Origin of the sequence: Gudongella oleilytica, assembly GCF_004101785.1 — a bacterium.
Taxonomy (GTDB): Bacteria; Bacillota; Clostridia; order Tissierellales; family Tissierellaceae; genus Gudongella; species Gudongella oleilytica.
Genome location: NZ_CP035130.1, coordinates 2,219,711 through 2,241,514, shown reverse-complemented (window position 1 = coordinate 2,241,514; position 21,804 = coordinate 2,219,711). Strand labels below are relative to the sequence as shown.

The window sequence follows — 21,804 nt, the reverse complement described above, 5'->3', positions numbered from 1 at the left end:
TATATTGTAAAGACTTTCTGCGTGGGAGGTCTTTTTTGGGGGGTATACTATAAGCGTAGGGCTTAACCTGATTAAGGGAGGTGCAGATATGAAAAAGAAGGCTTTGATTTTTCTTGTGTTTGTATTGGTATTGACAGTAGTTTTTGCAGGCTGCAAGAAGAAGGATGAACCGGTAGAGGAGCCAAACACACCACTGGTGCAGCAGCCAGTCGAGGAAGCTGAGGAAAACGAGAAGAAAGCGATAATGGATGGATTCAATGAGCTGATCAGCAAGGATCCACATGTGCTTGATATAAAGGAGTATATCCATGAAAATATTGCAAAGCTGGGTCCTTTAGAGGTCAGCACCATGGTGGATAATCTGGAAGCCGCCTTGAAAAAAGGCCTTGATGGCTTAAGGACAGAAATTGGTTCTATAGATAAGGATAATGAGCTGATCGAGTTAGTTGGCCAGGATCTGTTCCTCAAGGAAGCCATGATCGATGACATCAGGAACGCAGAGCTTAAGGAATTAGTAACCAAGGCTTATAATGGTCATTATAAGCTGATGTCAACTGAGGGAATGATAGAGCCTGTCATAGACTACATATCACTGCTGCAATACGGGGATAAGCTGACCGATGAGTGGAGGGAGTATATCGAGCTGATGGCTGAAGACTCAGACTCGCCGCCATATCTTGACGGTTCCTTGTTAATTAGCTTTGATGAGCTTGGTCAGAGGATTATAAATCTGGAAAGCTACATGAACAGGTACATTTCAGGTCCAAGACATGAGGAGCTTGTTGACATTTATGAAGAAAGACTTACGGCCTTCATGAAGGGACTGCCCAACTCTCCTCTTGCTGCATATGATAACAACATTATTTTTGAGAATATATACAAAGCCTATGAGTCTTTTGGAGCCAATGAAGGCTTAGTATCCACCGGTTTTGTTTACGACTATATGGCTGCCATAAGGGACAATGGGATGAAGGTGGACAGCAATATTTTGAGGCTGGCTGATGAGTATATAGAGGAAGCTGTAAGGATAATGAAGGAATTTAAGTAAATGCTCAATGAATCAAGAGCCGTCTCAGGTTTTCTGCAGGCGGCTTATTTATGGGATAATTTAAAAGTTGTCAGGTTTTTAATGCAATTTGAATGGGTAGATATAGGTGAATATGTTTAGCTATAAACATATTATACGAGGAGGGATATTATGAGTGAGTTGATTGACAATAGACGGAATCTGATGTCAGATGATGAAAGACAGGATAAGCTTAAAGAGGTGATCCAGGAGCTGCACGCCGGGAAGACTGTCGCAGAGGTCAAGGCAAAGTTTGCCGACGTGATAGCAGGGGTATCGCCTGTTGAAATATCAAGGCTGGAGGTACAGCTTGTAAAGGATGGGCTCCCTATTGAGGAGATCCAGAATCTTTGCGATGTACATGCTGAGGTTTTCAAGGGCTCACTTGAAGAGTACCACCACCCAGAGGAAGTCCCAGGACATCCTGTGTACACAATGAAGCAGGAAAATGAAGCTTTAAGGGCATTGATGAAAGTAGGCTTAAGGGGTGATCTGGATGCGTTTAAAGCGGATCCTTCGGATGACAACAGGTTCAAGCTCCTTGAAAGTGTAAACCTGTTCTACGATATCGATAAGCACTATAGCAGGAAGGAAAACCTGATTTTCCCATTCCTTGAAGCTGCTGGTGTTACCGCTCCTCCAAAGGTCATGTGGGGAGTAGATGATGAAATAAGACAAAAGATCAAGGATGCAAAGAAAGCACTGGTTGAATTTTCCGGAGATGTGAAAAATGTGGAAGAAAAACTCAATGCTGCAATCGTTCAGGCTGGAGAAATGATCTTCAAGGAAGAAAGCATATTATTCCCAATGTGTCTTGAGACACTGTCAGAGGACGAATGGATCAAGGTCTATGAGGGCTCGGATGAAATCGGATACACCCTGATACCCCCACAAAAGGAGTGGGAGCTTAAGAGGGTAAACGTAGTCAAGAAGGAGCAGGACAAGGGGATTACTGAAAGCGGCTTTATCAGATTCGACACAGGCGTTCTCTCTGCAAAGGAGCTGAATCTGATGCTGAATCATATGCCTGTAGATTTCACCTTTGTGGATAAGGACAACGTCGTGAAGTACTTTTCAAACGGAAAGGAAAGGATCTTTGCAAGGACCAAGGCAATAATCGGAAGAACGGTTGAGAATTGCCATCCTCCAAAGAGCGCACATATTGTTGAGAAGCTGGTTGAAGATTTGAAATCGGGAAAGAAGGATTCAGAGAGCTTTTGGATCCAGATGGGCGATAGATTTGTCGTTATCTCATACTATGCAGTAAGGGATGAAAATGGCGAATTTATGGGAACTCTCGAGTTCAGCCAGGATATAGCACCATTGAAAGCCCTTGAGGGCGAGAAGCGACTTATGTCAGAATAGCCATCTTCCCCGGGGTTGTCCGGGGATATTTGTTTTTTGGGTATTATTAGGGGAGGTGTTTTTTTGATGAGCAAGATCCTGGTCATGCTTGCAGAGGGATTTGAGGAGGTAGAAGCCATTACAGTAATTGACTATCTCAGGAGAACGGGAGTAGAAGCGGAAATCATATCAACCGAGAAGGAACTTTACGTAGAGGGAGCTCATGGAATAAGCGTAGCGGCTGATAAGCTGCTCAATCAAATAAAAGACCTGTCCGGCTACAGGGGGGTTGTGATCCCTGGTGGTAGACCCGGGGCAATGTCACTGAGAGAGAATGATAGAGTCATCCAAATAGTTCAGGAGCTTTATGCCTCAGGAAAACTTGTAGCTGCCATTTGCGCAGGGCCGATAGTTTTAGAACGAGCAGGTGTACTGAAGGGTAAGGCGGCGACGTGTTATCCGGGATTTGACAAAGAGATGAAGGATATATCCATGAAGGAGGAGCTCGTCGTTAAGGATGGCAATATCATAACTTCGAGGGGACCAGCTACTGCTGTGTACTTTGCTTTAAATCTTGTAGAATACCTGCAGGGTGAGGATAAGATGATTGAATTGAAAAGGGCGATCCTGCTTGACCTTATAGATGACAGCAATTGAAGTACCCAATTGTATCCAAATTGTAACCCGGTAGTTGCCATAAGTAATTGTAATCCCTCCTCATATATAGTATTATTTATAATAGCTATTTATATGAATGAGGTGTAACATGAAAAAACTATTTATTACGGTTTTCCTGGTATCTATCGTTGTATTCGGGCTGTTTTATAGCTTCCTGGGAGATGCAATCTTCGAAGATGAGCCCGTATCGGCAGAGACGCCTTCACCCTCCGATGAGGAGCCAGTGGCGGAGGAGCCGGCAGAGCCTGAAAATAATGATATAATATTTCTGCTTATGGGAGTCGATGCAAAGGACGTTGCCAAATCCAAGGGAACAAGGACTGACACACTTATGCTTACACGGGTAAATCTTGACTCGGGAAAGATAAGCATCATGTCAATCCCAAGGGATACAAGGACAACTGTCAATGGGAAAAAGGACAAGATAAATGCAGCCCATGCATACGGTGGCGCTGAAGCGGCACTTGAAGCTGTGGAGGAATTACTTGGACTGGATCTTGAGTACTACGTCAAGGTGGACTATCAGATAGTACAGGACGTTGTAAATGCTATTGGTGGAGTTACCGTCGAGGTACCCTTCAACATGAGATACAACGATCCTACAGCTGATCCTCCTTTAAAAATCAATATTGACAAGGGTCTGCAGACACTTGATGGAAAGAATGCCCATGATTTTCTTCGCTTCAGACATAATAACGACATGACGGTGGGATATCCTGATGGGGATGTTGGAAGAACAAAGACCCAGCAGTATTTCATGAAGGAGCTTGTCAAACAGACTATAACTCCAAAAAATCTTTTGAAGCTGCCAAAGCTTGTGGAAACCTTTTTCGACAATGTTGAGACAAATATTACTCTGAAGCTTATGCTTAAGGGTGCCCTTGCAGCAAATAAGATAGACGTAGAGGCAATGGAAACTGCAACACTGCCTGGAGCTGGAGGATATATCGGTGAAGTAAGCTATTTCCTTCACGATGCAGAGGCTACGGATCAGCTTGTTAAGTCTATGTTTGGAGATTATTCTCCAGAATAATTGAACCCGAACTCTAAAAGAGGTGTAAAAATGCGAAGGGTCAGAAAAAAAGAGCACATTGAGAACTATTTGAAAACCTCCTACAAAGGGGATAATTTGATGGGAGATGTTTATTTAGCCCATAATTCACTTCCTGAGTTGGACTTTGTCCAAATCGATACCAGCACCGGATTTCTCGGTAAGGTTATAGACTATCCAATATTGATCAATGCTATGACCGGAGGATCTGAATTTACCCAGGAGATAAACAAGGACCTTGCTGCACTGGCCAGGGAATTGAGGATACCTATGGCGGTAGGATCCCAAACCATAGCATTGGAGGATGACAGCGCCAGGGAATCCTTTCACATCGTCAGGGAGGTTGTAGGACCTGATGGTATAGTAATCAGTAACCTTAGTGGCCTTGCAACTGTTGATGAAGCCAAGAGAGCCATCGAGATGGTTGACGGGGATGCTCTTCAGCTGCACCTTAATCTGGCTCAGGAGCTTGTAATGGAAGAGGGAGACAGGGACTTCAGGGGAGTTCTTAGGAATATCGAGGCTATAGTAAAGGAAATTGACAAACCGGTAATCGTCAAAGAGGTAGGATTTGGGATATCTCTTGATGCAGCCTCCAGATTATACGATGCAGGAGTAAGATATATAGATGTATCCGGCTTCGGCGGGACGAACTTTATTGAAATTGAAAACCTGAGGAACAATGCATACGACTATACTGATCTCTATTCCTGGGGCATCCCGACTGCTGCAGCTCTTATCCAGTGCAGGAGACTGCCTCATGACCTTAAACTCATCTCCAGCGGTGGTATAAGGACAAGCATGGATGTGGTCAAGTCTATAATCCTTGGAGCGGACATTGCGGCTATTAGCGGGGAGCTACTTGCTTATTTGGTGCATGGAGGATATGCAAATGCAATTGAGTACCTGGAGGGAATTATCCACAAGCTGAGAATCGTGATGATGCTTCTGGGCAAGGAAAATATTGAAGCACTTAAGAATACAGATTATAAAATAACTGGTAAATTAAAGGATATAATTTAACGGAAAGGCTCTTTAATGGAGCCTCTTTTTTATATACAAGTAGGGGGGAATATATATGAAACATAAAATCATAGACAGGCTTCATGAGGAGGAAGGATTCATATCCGGGGAAAAGCTTTCTGAAGAGTTTGGATTGTCGAGGACGGCAATTTGGAAGCACGTAAACGCCCTTAGGGAAGATGGATATGAAATAGAGTCAGTTACAAGAAGGGGCTACAGACTTATTTCTTCGCCGGATATAATAAACTACGATGAGATAAAAGGAGAGCTTACAGCTTCTGTAATTGGTAAGAAGCTAATATATTTCCAAAGCATTGGCTCGACAAACGACAAGGCAAAGGAATTGGCAGCTAAAGCGGAAGAGGGTACTGTAATCGTTGCTGAAGAGCAGACCTCTGGAAAAGGAAGACTTGGAAGAAGCTGGTCATCACCTGGAAGAAAAGGGATATACGCTTCAATCATCCTAAAACCTGATATGGAGCCCTTCAATGCAGCTAAACTGACACTTTTGGGAGCAGCTTCAGTTGCGCTTGCACTTGAGGATTGTGGCATCGAATCACAGATCAAGTGGCCTAACGATATAATCATAGGTGGTAAGAAGGTCGCTGGAATACTTACAGAAATGAGCTGCGAATTGGGCATAGTCAATTACATTATTTTAGGAATTGGTATCAACGTAAACCAGAGCGTTGAAGAGCTTCCACCGGAATTAGTGGACAAAGCAACTTCACTGAGGATAGCTGAAGGGAAGGCGATCAAAAGGAAGCACCTTTTAGCTCAGGTACTGAACAGACTGGATGAGCTTTATGTCCAGCTTAAGGTAACAGGCGACATCGAGCAGGCCTTGGACATATGCAGAGAGAGATCCGCAGTTATCGGAAAGGACATAATAGTAGTTCAAGGACGAAAGCAAAGACCTGGTCATGCAGTGAGCATCAATCACGATGGAGAGCTTATGGTAAGATTTGATGAGGGTCTCGAGCAGGTAATATCAGGAGAGGTCTCGATCAGAACTGAGTACGGATATGTTTAGTCTTTTTCCTAAATATGCAGCGATGATCAACTTAATGAGATCTCCTGGAATAAATGCAATAACTCCTATACTAAGGATTTTTTCAAGTGAAAGACCGCTATCCATAACATAATTAAGAATAAACGCCATGTATGGAAGTCCGAATAAATATATTACAAGTGTGCCTGCTGAACAGGCGGCAAGATAACTAAAGAATCCTTTTGCTCTACGGGACAGGGTCCCTACAGTATAGGCCCCTGCAACGAATCCAATTAGAAATCCAAAGGATGGCTTTACGATCGATTGGATCCCTCCGGAGAAGCCCGCGAAAATTGGAAGACCAATCAAACCAAGAGATATGTAGATTAGCTGCGACAACGCAGCTTTTCTTGCACCCAGGACATAACCAGATACCAGAACGAAAAGGGTTTGAAGAGTCAAAGGAACCGGGCCTAACGGAATTGATATAAAGGCTCCAATAGATGTAAGTGATGCAAATAGTGATATTAAGGTAAGGTCTTTAGCTTTCAAATTTGTCCCTCCAAGATTGTCAACTTAAAATCATAAATCAAGTTTACAATTATTCTTCTATTATTGCAAGTAAAAAAATGAAATGCTGAATAAACCGAGCAAATATCCACGATTTAATCTAATCCCCCTACAGTGTATTGTTTATTATGCTCCCATAGGATATAATCTTATCCGGAGGAGATTTTGATGAATGACAAAAAAGCACTTATAGCAGACATTTCACTACTTATTGTTGCAGCGATCTGGGGCTCAAGCTTCGTGGTAACCAAAAGCACACTTGACCATATAACTCCCTTTTACCTCTTGGCATTCAGATTCATAATTGCGACGATCCTGATAGGGATAGTATCACTTAAACATTTGAAAAAAGCAAAGATCTCAGACATCAAGGCAGGCCTTGTCATAGGGATAACCATGCTTTTAGGATTTTTATTACAGACAATTGGCCTTATGAATACTACTGTTGGCGTAAATTCTTTTATTGTAAGCGCAAATGTTGTAATGGTACCTTTCTTCTATTGGCTTCTAACCCGGCGTAGGCCTGATGGCTACGAGATATTTGGGGCAATCATGTGCTTTGTTGGAATAGGAGTTTTGAGCTTAGACGGGAATTTAAGACTTGGATCCGGCGAGATATTATCCCTTATCAGCGCATTGTTCTTTGCTCTTCAAATAGTTGCTGTAGGTCACTATGCGAGAGAATCTGATGTTTATGTGATCACGACAGTACAAATGGCTTTTGTTGCGGTATCAGCCTTAATACTGGCATCAATATTTGAACCCCAAATAACCACTTTCAATACTGATATGGCAGTACCTATAATCTATTTGGCAGTATTTAGCTCTATGATTGCCTTTCTTGTTCAAAATATTGCACAAGCTCACACTTCATCTACCCATGCAGCCATAATCCTAAGTACTGAAGCATTATTTGGAAGCATAATGGGAGTAATATTCCTTAAGGAAATTATAACAATAAAGTTTCTGATTGGATGTATGGCGATATTGATATCTGTTATTATAAGTGAGGTAAAACCAAACCTATCAAACCTTAAAAGACAAAAGACTCCTGCTTAGGAGTCTTTTGCTATAAATCAAAGCTCATTTCTGTACTTCTTCATCACACCAGCAAATATTTCTCCGGTAGATGGGGGAGTGTATGTTATAGCGTTGGCACCTGCATCGATTGTATCCAGAATACTTTCTTCAGTCGGTCCTCCAGTAGCAATGATAGGAAATTCTCTGCCCAGCACTCCTCTTATGACCCTTACCATTTCTACTGTATTTGAACCTCCCGATACATTCAGTATACTTACACCGGAATCGATCTTACCTCTATAATCGTCATTAAGCGATGCTACAGTGGCAATGATAGGGATATCAAGTATCTTTTTCATTTCCCTTATGACATCATTTTGCATAGGAGCATTAACAACTACTCCATAAGCTCCAAGGAGCTCGGCTTGGATGGCTATCTGGATCGACCTCTGACCGGTAGTCAGACCTCCTCCGACTCCAACAAAAACTGGAACACTGGCCACTTCAAGTATAGCGTGTGTTATTGATAGCTGTGGAGTAAAGGGGTACACTGCAATGATTGAATTTGCATTGGTATTCTTTATTATTGCTACATCCGTTGAAAACAATAGAGATTTTATGCGGGTACCCAGAATTTTGATCCCGCTTGCTCTGTATATTGCCTCGGGGACTATAACTGAGCGGCCTCTTAACTGAGAAGAAATCTCTGGGACAAATTTTTCTTTATCCATAGGTACACCTCCAGTGTTATTGCCTATATCGCTTGGTGGAATAATTATAGCATAATAAGTCGATAATTGATACTGGGATAAATAGCAAGAACAAGCTACATTACAAGCTTTATAAGGGGTATAATAAGTATATGGGATCCAATGGGAGATGGTAAAATGTTAAGTAAAGTTAAAAATCTATCGGCTACAGCAAACAAACCGCCAGGTTCTCTTATATACACGGGTAAAGGTGAAAAACAGAATCAGAAACTGGTTCTAACTGTATATAACGATGAAATCCTGGAAAGGCAGGAGATAAAATCCTCCAAAGAACTCCTTGATGAAAACAGGAACGTGGTCAAATGGCTTGATGTTATTGGAATAGCTAACACTGAGACTGTTTTTGAGATTTGCAGAACTTTTGGGATTCATGCTCTTGCTCAGGAGGACATACTCAATACCTCTCAAAATCCGAAAGCTGAGGAGTACGATAGTTTTCTTTTCATAGTCACAAAAAATATCTTTTTCGATGAAAGTGGAGCCCTGGATACGGAGCAGATATGTCTGGTCCTCTTTGATGATTCAGTAATCACTTTCCAGGAATATAACAATGACAGCTTTCAGTTTATACACCAAAGACTGGAGGAGGGAAAGACCTTAAGGAAAAACGGATCTGATGATCTTGTATATGCACTGATAGACTCCATAGTTGACAATTACTTTATTGTTCTTGAAGCGATAGGAGAAGAAATAGATGAGGTAGAGGACCAGTTGCTCGAAAAACCTGAGAAGGAAGTATTGAATAGGATATACCGACTAAAAAGAGAGCTCATTTTTTTCAGGAATATCCTCTGGCCAACTAGAAATCTAGCCAGTGAACTGGCGAGAGGAGAGTTTGAAGCTATAGATCAAAAGACGATAATTTACTTCAGGGATGTATATGACCATGTAATCCAGATGATAGATATAGTTGAAACCTATAGAGATATTTGTTCTGGAATGCTTGATACCTATCTCTCCAGCATAGGTTATAAGACCAATGAGGTAATGAAGATACTTACAGTATTCTCAACCATATTTATTCCATTGACGTTCCTTGCAGGTGTATATGGCATGAACTTCAAGTACTTTCCAGAGATCGAATGGAGGTTCGGCTACTTCGGCTTCTGGGGAGTATCAGCGCTGATCACCATATTTATGTTAAGGTTCTTGCGTAAAAAAGGCTGGCTCTAAGCCCTTGCAACCAAATAAGCACCGAATAAAACCCCTGCACCGCCAATTAACTGCCAAACGGTCAAGAATTGCTGAAGCATAATAGCTGACAATACTACAGTATAAACTGCCTCCGTCAAACTAATGATGGAGGTTTTTGTAGGTCCGATATACTCCATTCCTTTAAAAAATGTGATCATGGCGATTACTGAGCAGACAAGAGCTATTCCAATGATCCATATCCAGGTGTATGGTTCGAAGTCCAGGTTGTATCCGCCGGAGAGTGATCCGATTATGAAGGTGCCAAACGCTGAGAATAGCACTATATAAGCGCTTGCAGTGACAGCAGGGACTCTCTTTATGAGCTTGTTGCTGGCAACAATATATAAGGAATACACCAAGGAAGCCAAAAGAGCAAACCCAACTCCACGAATATCAACTGATCCCATGGAGGCGCCCATCACCAGCACAAGGCCAAGTGAAGATATGACAATCGAAGCTGCCAATCTAAGTGAAGGCTTTTCCTTATCGACAAAATATGTAATTATACTTACGATAACCGGATATGTGTAAAGAAACATACTGGCTATAGCAGGAGTTATATACTTGAGTGCCATGAAGAAAAATCTGCTTTGAAGAGTGTATCCAAAAACCCCTAATAATAAGAACTTAAAGAGAGTGCTCCTGTCAAGCTTTATGTTATATCTTTTTAGCTTGAGATAGCTGAAGAATACTACTGTAGCGAGGGAAAATCTGATCAAAAGCAAGGTATTGGCATCCGCTCCTCCATCATATGCGAATACTACAAAAATCGGCAGAAAGCTGAATGCAAATGCTGAGGCGAGTACTAAAAGGACTCCCTTCAAATAGTTGTTCATTCCTCAAGACCTCCCAAATGTTATGAATCAATTATACAACGGAAGGATTTGTAAGACAACTCATTTAGAGACGTTGAATATCAGAACGTACAGGATGGAAATTGCCCAAGAAAGTAGTTGAACAAATCTAACCAAGGTGTTATTATAATAATAGGTACACTACCAATACAAAACAAAAGTGTAACGATACAATTAAAGAGGTGTTACTTATGAAAAAAACAAAAACACTTGTTACCTACGCTGTATTAATGGCTCTTACAGTAGTTATGACAATGGTGGTTCAAATACCAACACCAACAAGCTATGGCTATCTAAACCTGGGGGATATGGTAATATTTGTTGCAGCATTCATGCTGGGAAAGAAAGCAGGTTTTCTTGTTGGAGGTATTGGGTCTGCAATGGCTGACATTCTCCTTGGATGGGGGGCATATGCACCAATAACCTTCGTGGCCAAAGGGTTGGAAGGATTTGTGGCAGGACTTCTAATGGAAACGACGTGGGGGAAAAAACTGCCATTTATACCCACTGCGATCGGAGGCCTTGTAATGGCAGGGGGTTATTATCTTGCGGAGATATTTATGTATGGCGCAAAGGCAGCAGTAGTAAATCTACCGGCAAATATCATGCAAGGTCTATTTGGTGCTATAGCAGCTACTATCCTATGGAGAGTTTTGAAAAATAGGCTAAAGGTATAAAAAATAAGGTCGGACAATAGTCCGGCCTTATGATATTAATGCAACTAATATGAATAGTATAGGAAAAAACGCGAGAAATAATCCTACGCGGTAATATTTCTTGGTGAACATAAGTATAAATCCTGCAATCCAGAAAAGGACGGCGCTTAAATCGTCTATAAGGCTTACATCAAGTCCTCTCTTCTCGATGATAGGCAAAACTATTAAAAAGGCGATGAATCCCGTAGCCATTACATACATTGACCTAAATATGGATCTTCTCATACAAGATTGTCCTCCTTTTAGTTCCTACTTACCATCCCTGTTCTTCAGAAGAGTCTTATAAAGTTCAAGACTGTTGAACATAATGAGTATTTCGTCCACGCTCAGCTCCCTATTAAGGACTTTAAGTGTTTTTATTGTGTCTAAAACATCATATCTTTTATGGTCGTCGGAAATTTTTTTACCTCTTTCCGTAGGGCTAAGGTGAAATACTTTACCGCTATCTTCAGATTCTTTTCTTTGAATGAGTCCTTTTGACATTAATTTCCTAACTGTCTGGCTGGTTGCACTTTTTGATCTTTCCCAGTTTTCAGCTAGAGTTGTGACCGTCATATTCTCATTGTCACATATATCTGTGAGAATGTGAGCCTCCATCATAGACATTGGTATACCATCGGAGTATTCATGTCCGGAGTTCATATAGTCATTATAGGTCAATACAAATTTGTATATTTTTAGCATCTCTTCATTGATTTGACTAAATAACATATCTACTTCCTCAGCTGGCATTGAAAAAATGTCCAGCTTTTGAGACCTTACTAAGCTTTCCATTAACTTCTTATCCATTTTCCACCTCTTATAGATTTTATTCATCATAAAGAAACCTTAGAACGTCAAATACATTATAACTTAAACTATTTAGAGGGTCAAATAATATATGTAATAGTTACTACAGATTTCCCTATCACAAAATCTTACAATTCAAGAAATAAATGTTGAATCGTATTAGGCCTTAAAGTATAATGACCTTAAATAGTTTAAGTACTAAACAATTATATTTTTGCACAGTAGGCAAGCATATTAAATAAATAAGAAGGGGGATTCAAGTGAAGTACAACTTTGATCAAATCATCGATAGAAAAGGCACAAATGCTTCTAAGTGGGAGCCTCAGGTTTTGAATCAGCTGTTTGGAGAGGAGGATCTTCTTCCATTTTGGGTAGCAGATATGGATTTTAAGGTAGCACAACCCATTGTCGATGCAATTGTAAAGGCTGCCGAGCACGGGATTTACGGTTACTCCGTTAGACCGGAAGAGTATTATAAGGCAATAATAGACTGGACAGAAAAGAGGTTTGGATGGAAGATCGATAAAGAGTGGATAGATTACACTCCAGGGATCGTTCCAGCAGTTAACTACGCAATTCAAGCTTTCTGTATGCCAGGAGATAATGTAGTGATCCAACAACCCGTATATTACCCATTCTCTAATGCTATCAAAAACAACGGCTGTCACGTAGTGAGTAATGATCTGGTATTCGATGGGGGAAAATACAATATGGATTTTGGGGATCTAGAGAGCAAGCTTAAAGATCCAAAGGTGACCATGATGATTCTGTGCAGTCCCCATAATCCGGTATCTAGAGTTTGGGATCTGGAGGATCTAAAAAAGGTTGCGCAGCTATGTCTTGAAAATAACGTACTCCTTATATCTGATGAGATACATAACGATCTTGTATATTCAGGATATAAACATACGATCTTCGGGCTTGTTGGAGAAGAATTTCTTGACAACCTCATGGTATGTACAGCTCCAAGTAAAACCTTCAATCTTGCAGGGATGCAATCGTCAAATGTCATAATACCAAATCCGGTACACAGACAGCGATTCAGAAGAATTCTGGAGAAGAATTCAATAGGTGGACAAAATCCTCTAAGTATAGTTTCCCTTATAGCAGCTTACACCGAGGGAGAAGAGTGGCTTGAGCAATTACTTGAATACTTAGAGGGAAACATCAAATTCATAGAAGAGTATTTGAAGGAAAATCTTCCTAAAGCGAAGATGATTAAGCCACAGGCAACCTATCTTGCATGGATCGATTTCAGTGGGTATGAGTCTGACAGCAGGAAGCTTGAGGAGTTGATGGCTAAGAAGGCAAGGGTTGCAATGGATGGCGGTACCTGGTTTGGAGACCAGGGAGCTGGATATATGAGGCTCAACTTTGCATGTCCAAGGGAGCTGTTGAAGAAGGGATTGGATAGAATAGCAGCTGCTTTAAGTTAAGCTTTGTAAAGTGGAGAATTACAATTACCAGCATTGTTTATTATCGACGAAACTGGTACAATAGTATACGCTAAGTATGCTAAAAACCTTGGAGATCTACCTTCAGCTGAAGAAATAGCAGCAATGGTGTAGTTAAAAAAAATAAGCTCCATTTGTCCATAGAAGCATACTTGTTGTATCCTGGACAAATGGAGCTTTAAATAATTGGAGAGAGTTATGACGGATGAAATGATCAGGAGCATTAGAAAAAGAATATTAGCCATGATAATCCCAATAACCTCAGAGAACCTGCTACAGATGATCGCAGGAACAGTGACGATGGCTTTCATGGGAAGGCTCGATGCTGCTTCGGTTGGTGCTGTTGGAATCGGCAATATCATCTTCAGGATGGCGTGGGCAATATTCAGAGGCATTGGAATAGGGGCTTCTGCTGCGATATCAAGGTATTATGGTTCAAATGACACCCACAGGATGTACCGCCTTATCGTTGAGGGGATAGGGGCTGTATTTTTGCTGTCTCTTTTTGTGCAACAGATAGTTTTCCGGTTTGCAAAGTATCTGATAGGCTTTTTAAGCAGTGGAGGGGGACTTCTTGAGGATGCTCTTATGTTTACCGGCATAATTTCATACAGCATACCACTCATGGCTTTAGTTGTTTTTTCCGCAGGCGTATTTCAAGGTATGACAAATTCAAAGACTCCAATGTATGCAGTAGGGATAATGAACGGCATCAATATAATATTCAGTTACCTTTTAATATTTGGGAATTTTGGTTTGCCGGCGCTGGGAATAAGGGGTGCTGGATATGCCTATAATATAGCACAGCTCAGTGCAGCTATTTTCAGTTTAACAATGCTGCTGGGAGCAACAAGGAAGCTTAAGCCCAAGGACACTAAAGGATTTTCATTCACTGGCTATTCAATTAGAGAGCTTGTAAGGTATGGTTTTCCATCAGCTATGGAGATCTTACTATGGCAGGTATCCTCTGTTGTTTTAACCAAAGCGGTCCTCACATATGGTGAAACAGCTTATGCCTCCTATCAACTGGGGCTTCAGGCAGAATCCATATCATACATGCCAGCTGCAGGATTCTCGATAGCTGCAACTGCTTTTATCGGTCAGCATCTTGGAGCTAACGACTTCAAACAGTCTAAAACCTATATGAGCGAGCTTAGGAAGATGGTAGTGGCCATTACTCTTGTGATGAGTTCAGTTTTGGTATTTATACCTGGACTTGTAATGAGACTTCTTACAACGGATCAATCGATGATAGCTATAGGGAGCACCTATCTAATAGTAATGGGTGTATCTCAACTGCCTCAAAATCTTGCAGGCCTGTATAATGGCGCATTAAGGGGAGCTGGTTACCCAAATGTTCCAATGTTTACAACTATACTTGGCATATGGTTCATCAGGATACCGCTTGTCCTAATTCTAACTTACGTTATTAAAGCTGAACTTCACTGGATATGGATAGCCATGGCTTTGGACCTTTTCAGCAGATATATATTCTCAAGGACCTCATTTAAAAGAAATGTAGAGAGAAGATATGAATAGTTTTATATAAATACATTTTGATAAATACATTTTTGAAAATAACGAGGTAGTTCCATATTTGGAGCTACCTCGTTATTCTTTTCCTGCTATAGAATTTCGCTGTATACATATCCTCTTTTCCTTATCTCAATTCCCATATGAACCATCACCTACATTCTATATAACACAATTTTATCACATTTAGATAATATAATATCTCATAGTGACCATTAAAATTTCTAATTGGGTATAGAAACCTTCGAGGGAGGAAAATCTAATGAATATACTTATTGCTGATGATGAAATAAAGATGAGAAAATTATTGAAGGAATACCTTGTTATTGAAGGATATAATACCTTCGAAGCATCGAACGGCAATGAAGCAATCGAGCAATTTGAACTGAGAGAATACGAGGCAGTTTTGCTGGATGTCATGATGCCTGTAGTAGATGGGTGGACTGTTCTAAGAACAATCAGGAGGAGCTCGGAGGTTCCTGTTATAATGCTTACAGCTCGAGGTGAGGAATATGATAAGCTGTTTGGATTTGAGCTTGGAGCAGACGATTACATGGTGAAGCCCTTTAGCCCTAAGGAATTAATGGCAAGGCTCAAGGCTGTAACTAAGAGAAATTTAAAGTTTAAGGATACCGGAGCCGACGGGTACACATTTGAGGGTTTAAGAGTCGACACAAGCGCAAGAGCGGTTTATATAGACGGAACTCAGGTCAAAATGACTCCCAAGGAATATGAGCTCTTAGTATACCTTGCTGCGAATAAGAATCGGGCACTAACACGTCAGCAAATACTTGATGGAGTTTGGGGAATAGATTTCTTTGGAGACGACAGGACAGTGGATACTCACATAAAGGTGTTAAGAGAAAGTCTTGGACCATATAAGAGCATGGTATCCACAGTTTGGGGAGTAGGATATAAATTTGATCCGGAGGATAGCGGAAAATGAGAAAGATATCATATAAACTGATTCTTGGGATGATCATTCTCGTTTCAGTAACTCTTGGATCCATTTGGTTATACCAGACCGTATTTCTTGAAAGGAATTATACGAATCGAATAGTTGACACCTTAAAGACTAACCTCCATGAAGCAGCTAATTTGTACGAAGCTGGGGACATGACTGGCTTTGAGGAGTATGCAGAAAATATCCTTATATCAAGGAATATTACCATAGAAGTATTTGGCATTGACGGGATGACTACCCTTAGAGGCCCTGGAGGTATGCGTGGACAAATGGCTGGATCCAAGGTATTAAAGGGTGCATACCTGGATGAGCTTCTTAGATCAGGAGAAGCTCTGACTCGCACTACTCATCCAAGGCAGAACCTTGAACTTATTGCATACTCCATTCTGATACCGGAAAGTGAGATAATAATTACAGGTACAATACCTGCTGAGCCGATCAGCGAAACTGTGGGCATATTAAAGGATCAGCTAGTAGGTATATCATTATTGCTTCTGATACTATCAGCTGCAATAGGCACCTTTATTGCAAGGATGCTGTTAAAGCCTGTAAGAGAACTGAACCGAGCAGTAAATCAGCTTGCAGAAGGAAATATGGATGCTCGGGCAGAGGTATCTACAAAGGATGAATTGGGAGAGTTGGCTAATAACTTTAACAGGATGGCCGATCAACTGTCAAAGCTGGACAGCTTAAGAAAGGACCTGGTTGCCAACGTTTCCCATGAACTGCGTACTCCTCTGGGACTTATAAGAGGTTATGCAGAGCTTGCCAGAGATGTTCAATATGAGCAAACAGACAACAGAAGAGAAAGTCTTGATATAATCATAGAGGAGACTGACAGATTGAGCGTAATGGTAGATGATATTTTGAATCTTTCCCAGATCCAGGCAGGCTATGCTGATATAAACCCAGTGGAAGGGGATATTACAGCCGATGTACAGACTGCTGTTTCAAAGTACATCATAGCTGCAGAGAATAAGGGTATAGAGCTTTTGCTTGAGACAGATAAGGATTCAGAAATTGCATACTACGATGCCAAGAGGCTTCAGCAGGTTTTTCATAACCTTATAACAAATGCCATCAACCATACTGATCCAGGAGGAAAAGTTTCAATTTCTGTAGAGAGCTTAGTCTCTGCTGTCAGAATTGAGGTAAGAGACACAGGAACAGGGATCCCTGAAGAGGAGCTTCCCTTTATATGGGAGAGATACTACAAAATCGATAAAAGCGGCTCGGGAGCCAAAGGGTCAGGTATCGGTCTTGCTATAGTAAAGGGTATCCTTGAAGCCCATGGATCAAAATACGGCGTCGAAAGCAAACTGGGGGCTGGAACCACCTTTTGGTTTGAAATTGATAAAAATAGTAAATGATCTAACAAAAAATATATATTTTCATCACAATTCCAACATAACTCTTTTATATACTTTAAGCATCAGATAAAGATAAGAATAAGGAGTGTGTTGAGATGAAAAAGTCAGTAGTAGTTTTAGCAGTCGCAGTTATGCTTTTAGGCTCAATGAGTGTTGCCTTTGCCGAAGCAAGCTGGAGTCCAGCAAAGACATTTGGAGAAATGAAGGGAATGACCGAGCAGGAGGCATATGCTTATAGGAATGAGCAAAACAATAGGTTTGGGGAGCTTGCACAAGCTGAAGGTGAGTCTTTCTACGTTAAATTCAGGGAGGAAATGCTGGAAGCGAAAAAAGCTATGCTTAATGAAATGGTTGGGCTTGGAAAGCTGACTCAGGAAAGAGCGGATGAGATCTTAGCTAAGCTTGAAGTATGTGACGGAACACAAATAAGAGCAATGCAGGGCACCGGATTATTCGGTAACAGAGATGGTGAAGGCTTCCGTGGTGGCTTTGGCGGACAAAAAGATCTTGGTCAGGGCGGAATGATGAGAAGAGGATTCAACATTAACGGAAACTAATCAAAAATCAGAAAACAGCCCGATCGGGCTGTTTTCCTGTTTAATCGTTTACCTCATATTGAAGTAAAAATTTTTCATCTTCAATACGGAATATCTTTTCTATCTCCTCATCCAGGAATACCTCGTAGTCATTAGACTCAAAACTGGCTCCTATACCGCAATTTGAGCTTAGAGTCCTCGGAACTGGAAGTAATTTGCATTTAATTCCAGACTTATCAAGCTTTCTCTGAAACTTTATAGCACCTGAGTGTGTGAAGAAGATTGCCAAATAGCTATACATTCTATTTAGTTCCCTTCAATAAAAATTCATCTTCCATTTCAGTAATTGAAACTCTATACCCAGAGCTGCTTAAAAATCTTTCAACATTCCCCCTTGCGGTCTCATTATCCACGAGCACCTCTACTTCGGCAGGCAAGCTTTTAATTGCATTTTTAGTCATAAGCACGGGCTGAGGGCAAGACATTCCTCTTGCATCTATTTTATCCATATATTTCCACTCCCTTCTAAAAATATCTAAGCCTTTTGTGAGCTCTTGCCGAAAGTTAGCTCTGAGTTTGCCAGAGAAATGGCGAGTACTATTACGAAGCTTATAACTACAGCGATTTGACCATTTGCAGTAGGTCCAGCTCCACTTGAAGCCAGACCAAAATTGTGGGCAATTGCAGCTCCTGCAACAAGTCCCATAACGGTTACTGCTGAATCAGTGTTACCTTCCCCTGCAAGTATAAGCTGTCTTAGAGGACAACCACCAAGAAGAACTGAACCCCAGCCTGCAAGAGCCATTCCGAGGAAGTTCCATAATCCATCAGTGTGAGCGATTGGCTGACCTTCAAAGCCAAGGTTAAAGTAACCTAAAGCTAAGTTTCCAATAAAAGCAAATACGAGAATGGAAATAAATCCTGAGATAAGGTGGGTATCCTTAAACATCATGAGATCCCTGATTCCGCCAACCATACAAAGTCTGTGCCTTTGAGCAAGTGCTCCTACAACAAGACCCGCTGCAAGCGAGATCCAGATCGGAGCATGCATAGATCCTGGTCCTTCAGCACTAAAGAATAAGAACCCGGCACCTGAAAGCAGAAGGATCAGTAGTCCAACATTTATAGCAGGGAATATGTAACCCTCAGATGCAGACATTTTATAGCTTCTTCTGAGTGAAAATCCTTTGTTCATAAATACTACTCCGAAGAAGATACCAAATGCATAGCCTGCGATACCAACGAGTGCATTAAGATCGCCACCAGCAAGTCTTAGGATCATTCTTAGAGGGCAGCCTAAGAACATTAGCGCTCCAATCATTACAAGAGCTCCAAGAACGAACCTTGTAAATGGCGATGAACCACCTGAGGTTTTGAACTCTTTGTTTTTAAGCGAGATGAAGAATGCCCCAAGAACAAGTCCAATTATCTCAGGTCTTATGTACTGCACCACTGGTGCTCTGTGAAGCCCTATGCCTCCGGCAATGTCTCTTAGGAAGCAGGCTATGCAAAAGCCCATATTTGAGGGGTTTCCAAAATAAACCAGCATTACAGATATTATACCTACGATTCCGCCGGCAATGATGATTCCTTTTTTTCCTTTCATGCTTGACCTCCTGTAATATGTAATATGATTTATAACGCACATCGTTATGATTATATCAATACCTGGCAACAAATTGTAATTGAGAATTTTAGTAAAAAACATAATCTCATTAAATTATCTAATACCTATTGTTGGAGCTGGTAGTAAATAGTAGCATGAAGTTGTAAGAAAACCCGAGGAGGTTAAGTAGATGAAGAGAGTATACCTTGATAATGGGGCTACCAGCTATCCCAAGGCACCAGGAGTAGCAGAGGCTATGAGTGATTACATATTGAATAATGGTGCAAATGTAGGGAGAGGAGCATACGAAAGCTCCTTTCTGGCAGAAAATATTGTTTATGAGACTAGGGAACTTATCGCTGAAATGTTCAACAGTAATAAATCTGAGAATGTTGTATTTACAAAGAATGTTACTGAGAGTCTCAATGTACTTATTAAAGGTGTATTAGAAGCTGGTGATCATGCAATAGTATCCTCCATGGAGCACAATGCAGTTATGAGACCCTTGAATGCACTATCTAAAAAGGATATAAGCTTCTCTAAGGTAAAGTGCAGTAACCTCGGAGAACTGGATCCTGATGATATTAGAGGTTTTATCAAGCCAAACACAAAGGCTGTAATCATGACCCATGCATCAAATGTCTGTGGAACTATACTTGATATAGAGACAGTTGGCAGGATTTGTAAGGAATATGGACTGATATTTATAATTGATACTGCTCAGACTGCTGGATTCCTGGAAATAGATATAAACAGGCTTAATGCTGATGCTATTGCCTTCACAGGGCATAAAGGTCTCTTAGGTCCGCAGGGTTTGGGGGGATTTGTTGTTACAGAGTCCCTTGCGAAATCCATCGATACATTTATTGAAGGCGGTACTGGCAGCTTATCAGATCAAGAGATCCAGCCGGAGTATATGCCTGACAAGCTTGAAGCTGGAACCATTAATATCCCAGGTATTTATGGACTTAATGCAGCCTTAAAGTTTGTCAGAGATACAGGCACCGAGACCATAAGAGCAGGAGAAATAGATCTTGTAGAACGATTCCTGACAGGACTAAAGGAAATCGACCTAATACACGTAATTGGTAGAGATGACATAAAAAATAGAACCGGAGTAGTGTCAATTGATGTGCCAACAAGGGATAATGCTGATATATCCTATAAGCTTTACAGCGAATACGGTATAGCGACAAGGTGCGGGATGCACTGTGCGCCTTCAGCTCATCAGACCCTGGGTACATTCCCAAAAGGGACGGTGCGTTTCAGTTTCTCCCATTTCAATACAATTGAAGATGTAGATTATGCATTAGGAGCTTTAAATAAAATATTATACTAAACTAATAACCGGGAGCTTAATGCATCTCGGTTTTTTATTCGGAATCCTTGCAACAACAGGCTTAAAATTGTAAAATAATCATAGATTTCAATTTATTTTAGAATGAAAGGGATGGAAAATGGAAAAATTACAACTGTATGGATTTAATAACTTGACGAAGACTCTTAGCTTCAATATTTATGACGTATGCTATGCCGTAACGCCTGAGGATAAGCAAAAATACATCGAATACATCGATGAGCAGTACAACTCCACCAGATTGACAGAGATCCTGACAGAAGTAACAAGGATCATTGGTGCGAATCTGCTAAATATAGCAAAACAGGACTACGTTCCACAGGGAGCAAGTGTAAACTTTCTTATTACAGAGGAGAAGCTTCCTGATGTGTGCGTGGATCCTTCATGCAATTTAGGGGATGTTATTGCAAGTCCCAGAAACGTCATCGGACACCTGGATAAGAGTCATATCAGCGTCCATACTTATCCCGAATACCATCCTGACAGGGGTATTATGACATTTAGAGTAGATCTCGATGTATCCACATGTGGGCAGATATCTCCTTTAAAAGCCCTCGATTTTCTCTTTGAGAGCTTTGATTCAGATATTGTAATATGTGACTACAGGATCAGAGGTTTCACACGAGATCTGGATGGAACAAAGCATTTCAAGGACCATATAATCAATTCAATACAGGACTACATCTCTAAAGAAAATCTTAATAAATACAACAGCATAGACGTTAATGTTTACCAGGAGAACATATTCCACACAAAGATGATGCTTAAGGAGCTTGAACTTGATAACTATCTTTTTGAGATCAAGGAAGAGGACCTAACAGGCAGGCAAAAAAGAGAGATCCTGGATAAGCTAAACGAAGAAATGCACGAAATCTACTATGGGAGAAATTACGGAATTGACTACTAAAGGAGGGATAT

At 40.9% G+C, this 21,804-nt stretch carries 24 protein-coding genes; 16 read left to right on the top strand and 8 right to left on the bottom strand.

The window, feature by feature from the left end; all coding sequences use genetic code 11:
- Positions 1–88 precede the first annotated feature (88 nt).
- The 6 genes from EC328_RS10845 (at position 89) to EC328_RS10820 (ending at position 6,195) form a co-directional block, all read left to right on the top strand.
- Positions 89–1,048, top strand: a complete 960-nt coding sequence (locus EC328_RS10845) for a hypothetical protein (RefSeq protein ID WP_128426808.1) — start codon at positions 89–91, stop codon at positions 1,046–1,048.
- A 150-nt stretch (positions 1,049–1,198) separates the two neighbouring features.
- Positions 1,199–2,431, top strand: coding sequence for a DUF438 domain-containing protein (locus EC328_RS10840; RefSeq protein WP_128426807.1), 1,233 nt, complete (start codon positions 1,199–1,201; stop codon positions 2,429–2,431).
- Between the two features lie 66 nt (positions 2,432–2,497).
- A complete protein-coding gene (locus tag EC328_RS10835; RefSeq protein ID WP_128426806.1) occupies positions 2,498–3,067 on the top strand; it encodes a DJ-1 family glyoxalase III in 570 nt (189 codons plus the stop codon).
- A gap of 109 nt (positions 3,068–3,176) precedes the next feature.
- Complete coding sequence (locus EC328_RS10830) at positions 3,177–4,121, top strand: LCP family protein (RefSeq protein WP_164906113.1); 945 nt, start codon at positions 3,177–3,179, stop codon at positions 4,119–4,121.
- Positions 4,122–4,151: 30 nt separating this feature from the next.
- Positions 4,152–5,162 (top strand): type 2 isopentenyl-diphosphate Delta-isomerase, encoded by a 1,011-nt coding sequence (fni, locus tag EC328_RS10825; RefSeq protein ID WP_128426804.1) that lies wholly within the window; start codon positions 4,152–4,154, stop codon positions 5,160–5,162.
- A 55-nt stretch (positions 5,163–5,217) separates the two neighbouring features.
- A complete protein-coding gene (locus tag EC328_RS10820; protein WP_128426803.1) occupies positions 5,218–6,195 on the top strand; it encodes a biotin--[acetyl-CoA-carboxylase] ligase in 978 nt (325 codons plus the stop codon).
- On the opposite strand, the gene EC328_RS10815 is transcribed toward EC328_RS10820, so the two are convergent.
- On the bottom strand, positions 6,154–6,705 hold the full coding sequence (locus EC328_RS10815; protein WP_128426802.1) for a biotin transporter BioY: 552 nt from the start codon (positions 6,703–6,705) through the stop codon (positions 6,154–6,156). The two genes, EC328_RS10820 and EC328_RS10815, sit on opposite strands and share 42 nt — an antisense overlap.
- Positions 6,706–6,891: 186 nt before the next feature.
- Between EC328_RS10815 and EC328_RS10810 the strand changes: the two genes are divergently transcribed.
- Positions 6,892–7,782 carry a DMT family transporter gene (locus EC328_RS10810; protein ID WP_128426801.1) on the top strand — a complete coding sequence of 297 codons (891 nt, stop codon included), beginning with the start codon at positions 6,892–6,894 and terminating at the stop codon, positions 7,780–7,782.
- 17 nt (positions 7,783–7,799) lie between these two features.
- Here EC328_RS10810 and EC328_RS10805 read toward each other — a convergent pair whose 3' ends face one another.
- The gene (locus tag EC328_RS10805; RefSeq protein ID WP_128426800.1) at positions 7,800–8,474 is read right to left on the bottom strand and encodes a hydrolase; all 675 of its coding nucleotides are present in this window, start codon (positions 8,472–8,474) and stop codon (positions 7,800–7,802) included.
- A gap of 156 nt (positions 8,475–8,630) precedes the next feature.
- Between EC328_RS10805 and corA the strand changes: the two genes are divergently transcribed.
- On the top strand, positions 8,631–9,686 hold the full coding sequence (gene corA / locus EC328_RS10800) for a magnesium/cobalt transporter CorA (protein ID WP_164906112.1): 1,056 nt from the start codon (positions 8,631–8,633) through the stop codon (positions 9,684–9,686).
- Here corA and EC328_RS10795 read toward each other — a convergent pair.
- Complete coding sequence (locus EC328_RS10795) at positions 9,683–10,543, bottom strand: DMT family transporter (protein WP_128426798.1); 861 nt, start codon at positions 10,541–10,543, stop codon at positions 9,683–9,685. The two genes, corA and EC328_RS10795, sit on opposite strands and share 4 nt — an antisense overlap.
- A 209-nt stretch (positions 10,544–10,752) precedes the next feature.
- Between EC328_RS10795 and EC328_RS10790 the strand changes: the two genes are divergently transcribed.
- A complete protein-coding gene (locus EC328_RS10790) occupies positions 10,753–11,238 on the top strand; it encodes an ECF transporter S component (protein WP_128426797.1) in 486 nt (161 codons plus the stop codon).
- Between the two features lie 27 nt (positions 11,239–11,265).
- Here the strand turns inward: EC328_RS10790 and EC328_RS10785 are convergent, their stop codons facing one another.
- Together EC328_RS10785 and EC328_RS10780 are read right to left on the bottom strand one after the other, a co-directional pair.
- The gene (locus tag EC328_RS10785) at positions 11,266–11,502 is read right to left on the bottom strand and encodes a hypothetical protein (protein WP_128426796.1); all 237 of its coding nucleotides are present in this window, start codon (positions 11,500–11,502) and stop codon (positions 11,266–11,268) included.
- 24 nt (positions 11,503–11,526) lie between these two features.
- Complete coding sequence (locus EC328_RS10780; RefSeq protein ID WP_164906111.1) at positions 11,527–12,066, bottom strand: MarR family transcriptional regulator; 540 nt, start codon at positions 12,064–12,066, stop codon at positions 11,527–11,529.
- A gap of 260 nt (positions 12,067–12,326) precedes the next feature.
- On the opposite strand from EC328_RS10780, the gene EC328_RS10775 reads away from it, so the two are divergent.
- The 5 genes from EC328_RS10775 (at position 12,327) to EC328_RS10755 (ending at position 17,944) form a co-directional block, all read left to right on the top strand.
- Positions 12,327–13,502 (top strand): MalY/PatB family protein, encoded by a 1,176-nt coding sequence (locus EC328_RS10775; protein ID WP_128426794.1) that lies wholly within the window; start codon positions 12,327–12,329, stop codon positions 13,500–13,502.
- A 216-nt stretch (positions 13,503–13,718) separates the two neighbouring features.
- The gene (locus tag EC328_RS10770; protein WP_128426793.1) at positions 13,719–15,059 is read left to right on the top strand and encodes an MATE family efflux transporter; all 1,341 of its coding nucleotides are present in this window, start codon (positions 13,719–13,721) and stop codon (positions 15,057–15,059) included.
- A gap of 256 nt (positions 15,060–15,315) precedes the next feature.
- Entirely contained in the window at positions 15,316–15,999 is a 684-nt protein-coding gene (locus EC328_RS10765) for a response regulator transcription factor (RefSeq protein ID WP_128426792.1), read from the top strand.
- Positions 15,996–17,387 carry a sensor histidine kinase gene (locus EC328_RS10760; RefSeq protein WP_128426791.1) on the top strand — a complete coding sequence of 464 codons (1,392 nt, stop codon included), beginning with the start codon at positions 15,996–15,998 and terminating at the stop codon, positions 17,385–17,387. Before EC328_RS10765 ends, EC328_RS10760 begins: the two co-directional genes overlap by 4 nt.
- A gap of 95 nt (positions 17,388–17,482) precedes the next feature.
- Positions 17,483–17,944 carry a hypothetical protein gene (locus tag EC328_RS10755; protein ID WP_128426790.1) on the top strand — a complete coding sequence of 154 codons (462 nt, stop codon included), beginning with the start codon at positions 17,483–17,485 and terminating at the stop codon, positions 17,942–17,944.
- A 40-nt stretch (positions 17,945–17,984) separates the two neighbouring features.
- Here EC328_RS10755 and EC328_RS10750 read toward each other — a convergent pair whose 3' ends face one another.
- From EC328_RS10750 to yedE, 3 genes are read right to left on the bottom strand one after another with little or no spacing between them, the layout of a single operon-like run.
- On the bottom strand, positions 17,985–18,224 hold the full coding sequence (locus tag EC328_RS10750) for a putative Se/S carrier protein (protein ID WP_128426789.1): 240 nt from the start codon (positions 18,222–18,224) through the stop codon (positions 17,985–17,987).
- Between the two features lies 1 nt (position 18,225).
- Positions 18,226–18,432, bottom strand: coding sequence for a sulfurtransferase TusA family protein (locus EC328_RS10745; RefSeq protein WP_128426788.1), 207 nt, complete (start codon positions 18,430–18,432; stop codon positions 18,226–18,228).
- A 26-nt stretch (positions 18,433–18,458) separates the two neighbouring features.
- Entirely contained in the window at positions 18,459–19,529 is a 1,071-nt protein-coding gene (gene yedE / locus EC328_RS10740; protein WP_128426787.1) for a YedE family putative selenium transporter, read from the bottom strand.
- Positions 19,530–19,719: 190 nt separating this feature from the next.
- On the opposite strand from yedE, the gene EC328_RS10735 reads away from it, so the two are divergent.
- Both EC328_RS10735 and speD read left to right on the top strand, forming a co-directional pair.
- Entirely contained in the window at positions 19,720–20,868 is a 1,149-nt protein-coding gene (locus EC328_RS10735; RefSeq protein WP_128426786.1) for an aminotransferase class V-fold PLP-dependent enzyme, read from the top strand.
- A 118-nt stretch (positions 20,869–20,986) separates the two neighbouring features.
- Entirely contained in the window at positions 20,987–21,793 is an 807-nt protein-coding gene (speD, locus tag EC328_RS10730) for an adenosylmethionine decarboxylase (RefSeq protein WP_128426785.1), read from the top strand.
- The last annotated feature ends 11 nt before the right edge of the window (positions 21,794–21,804 follow it).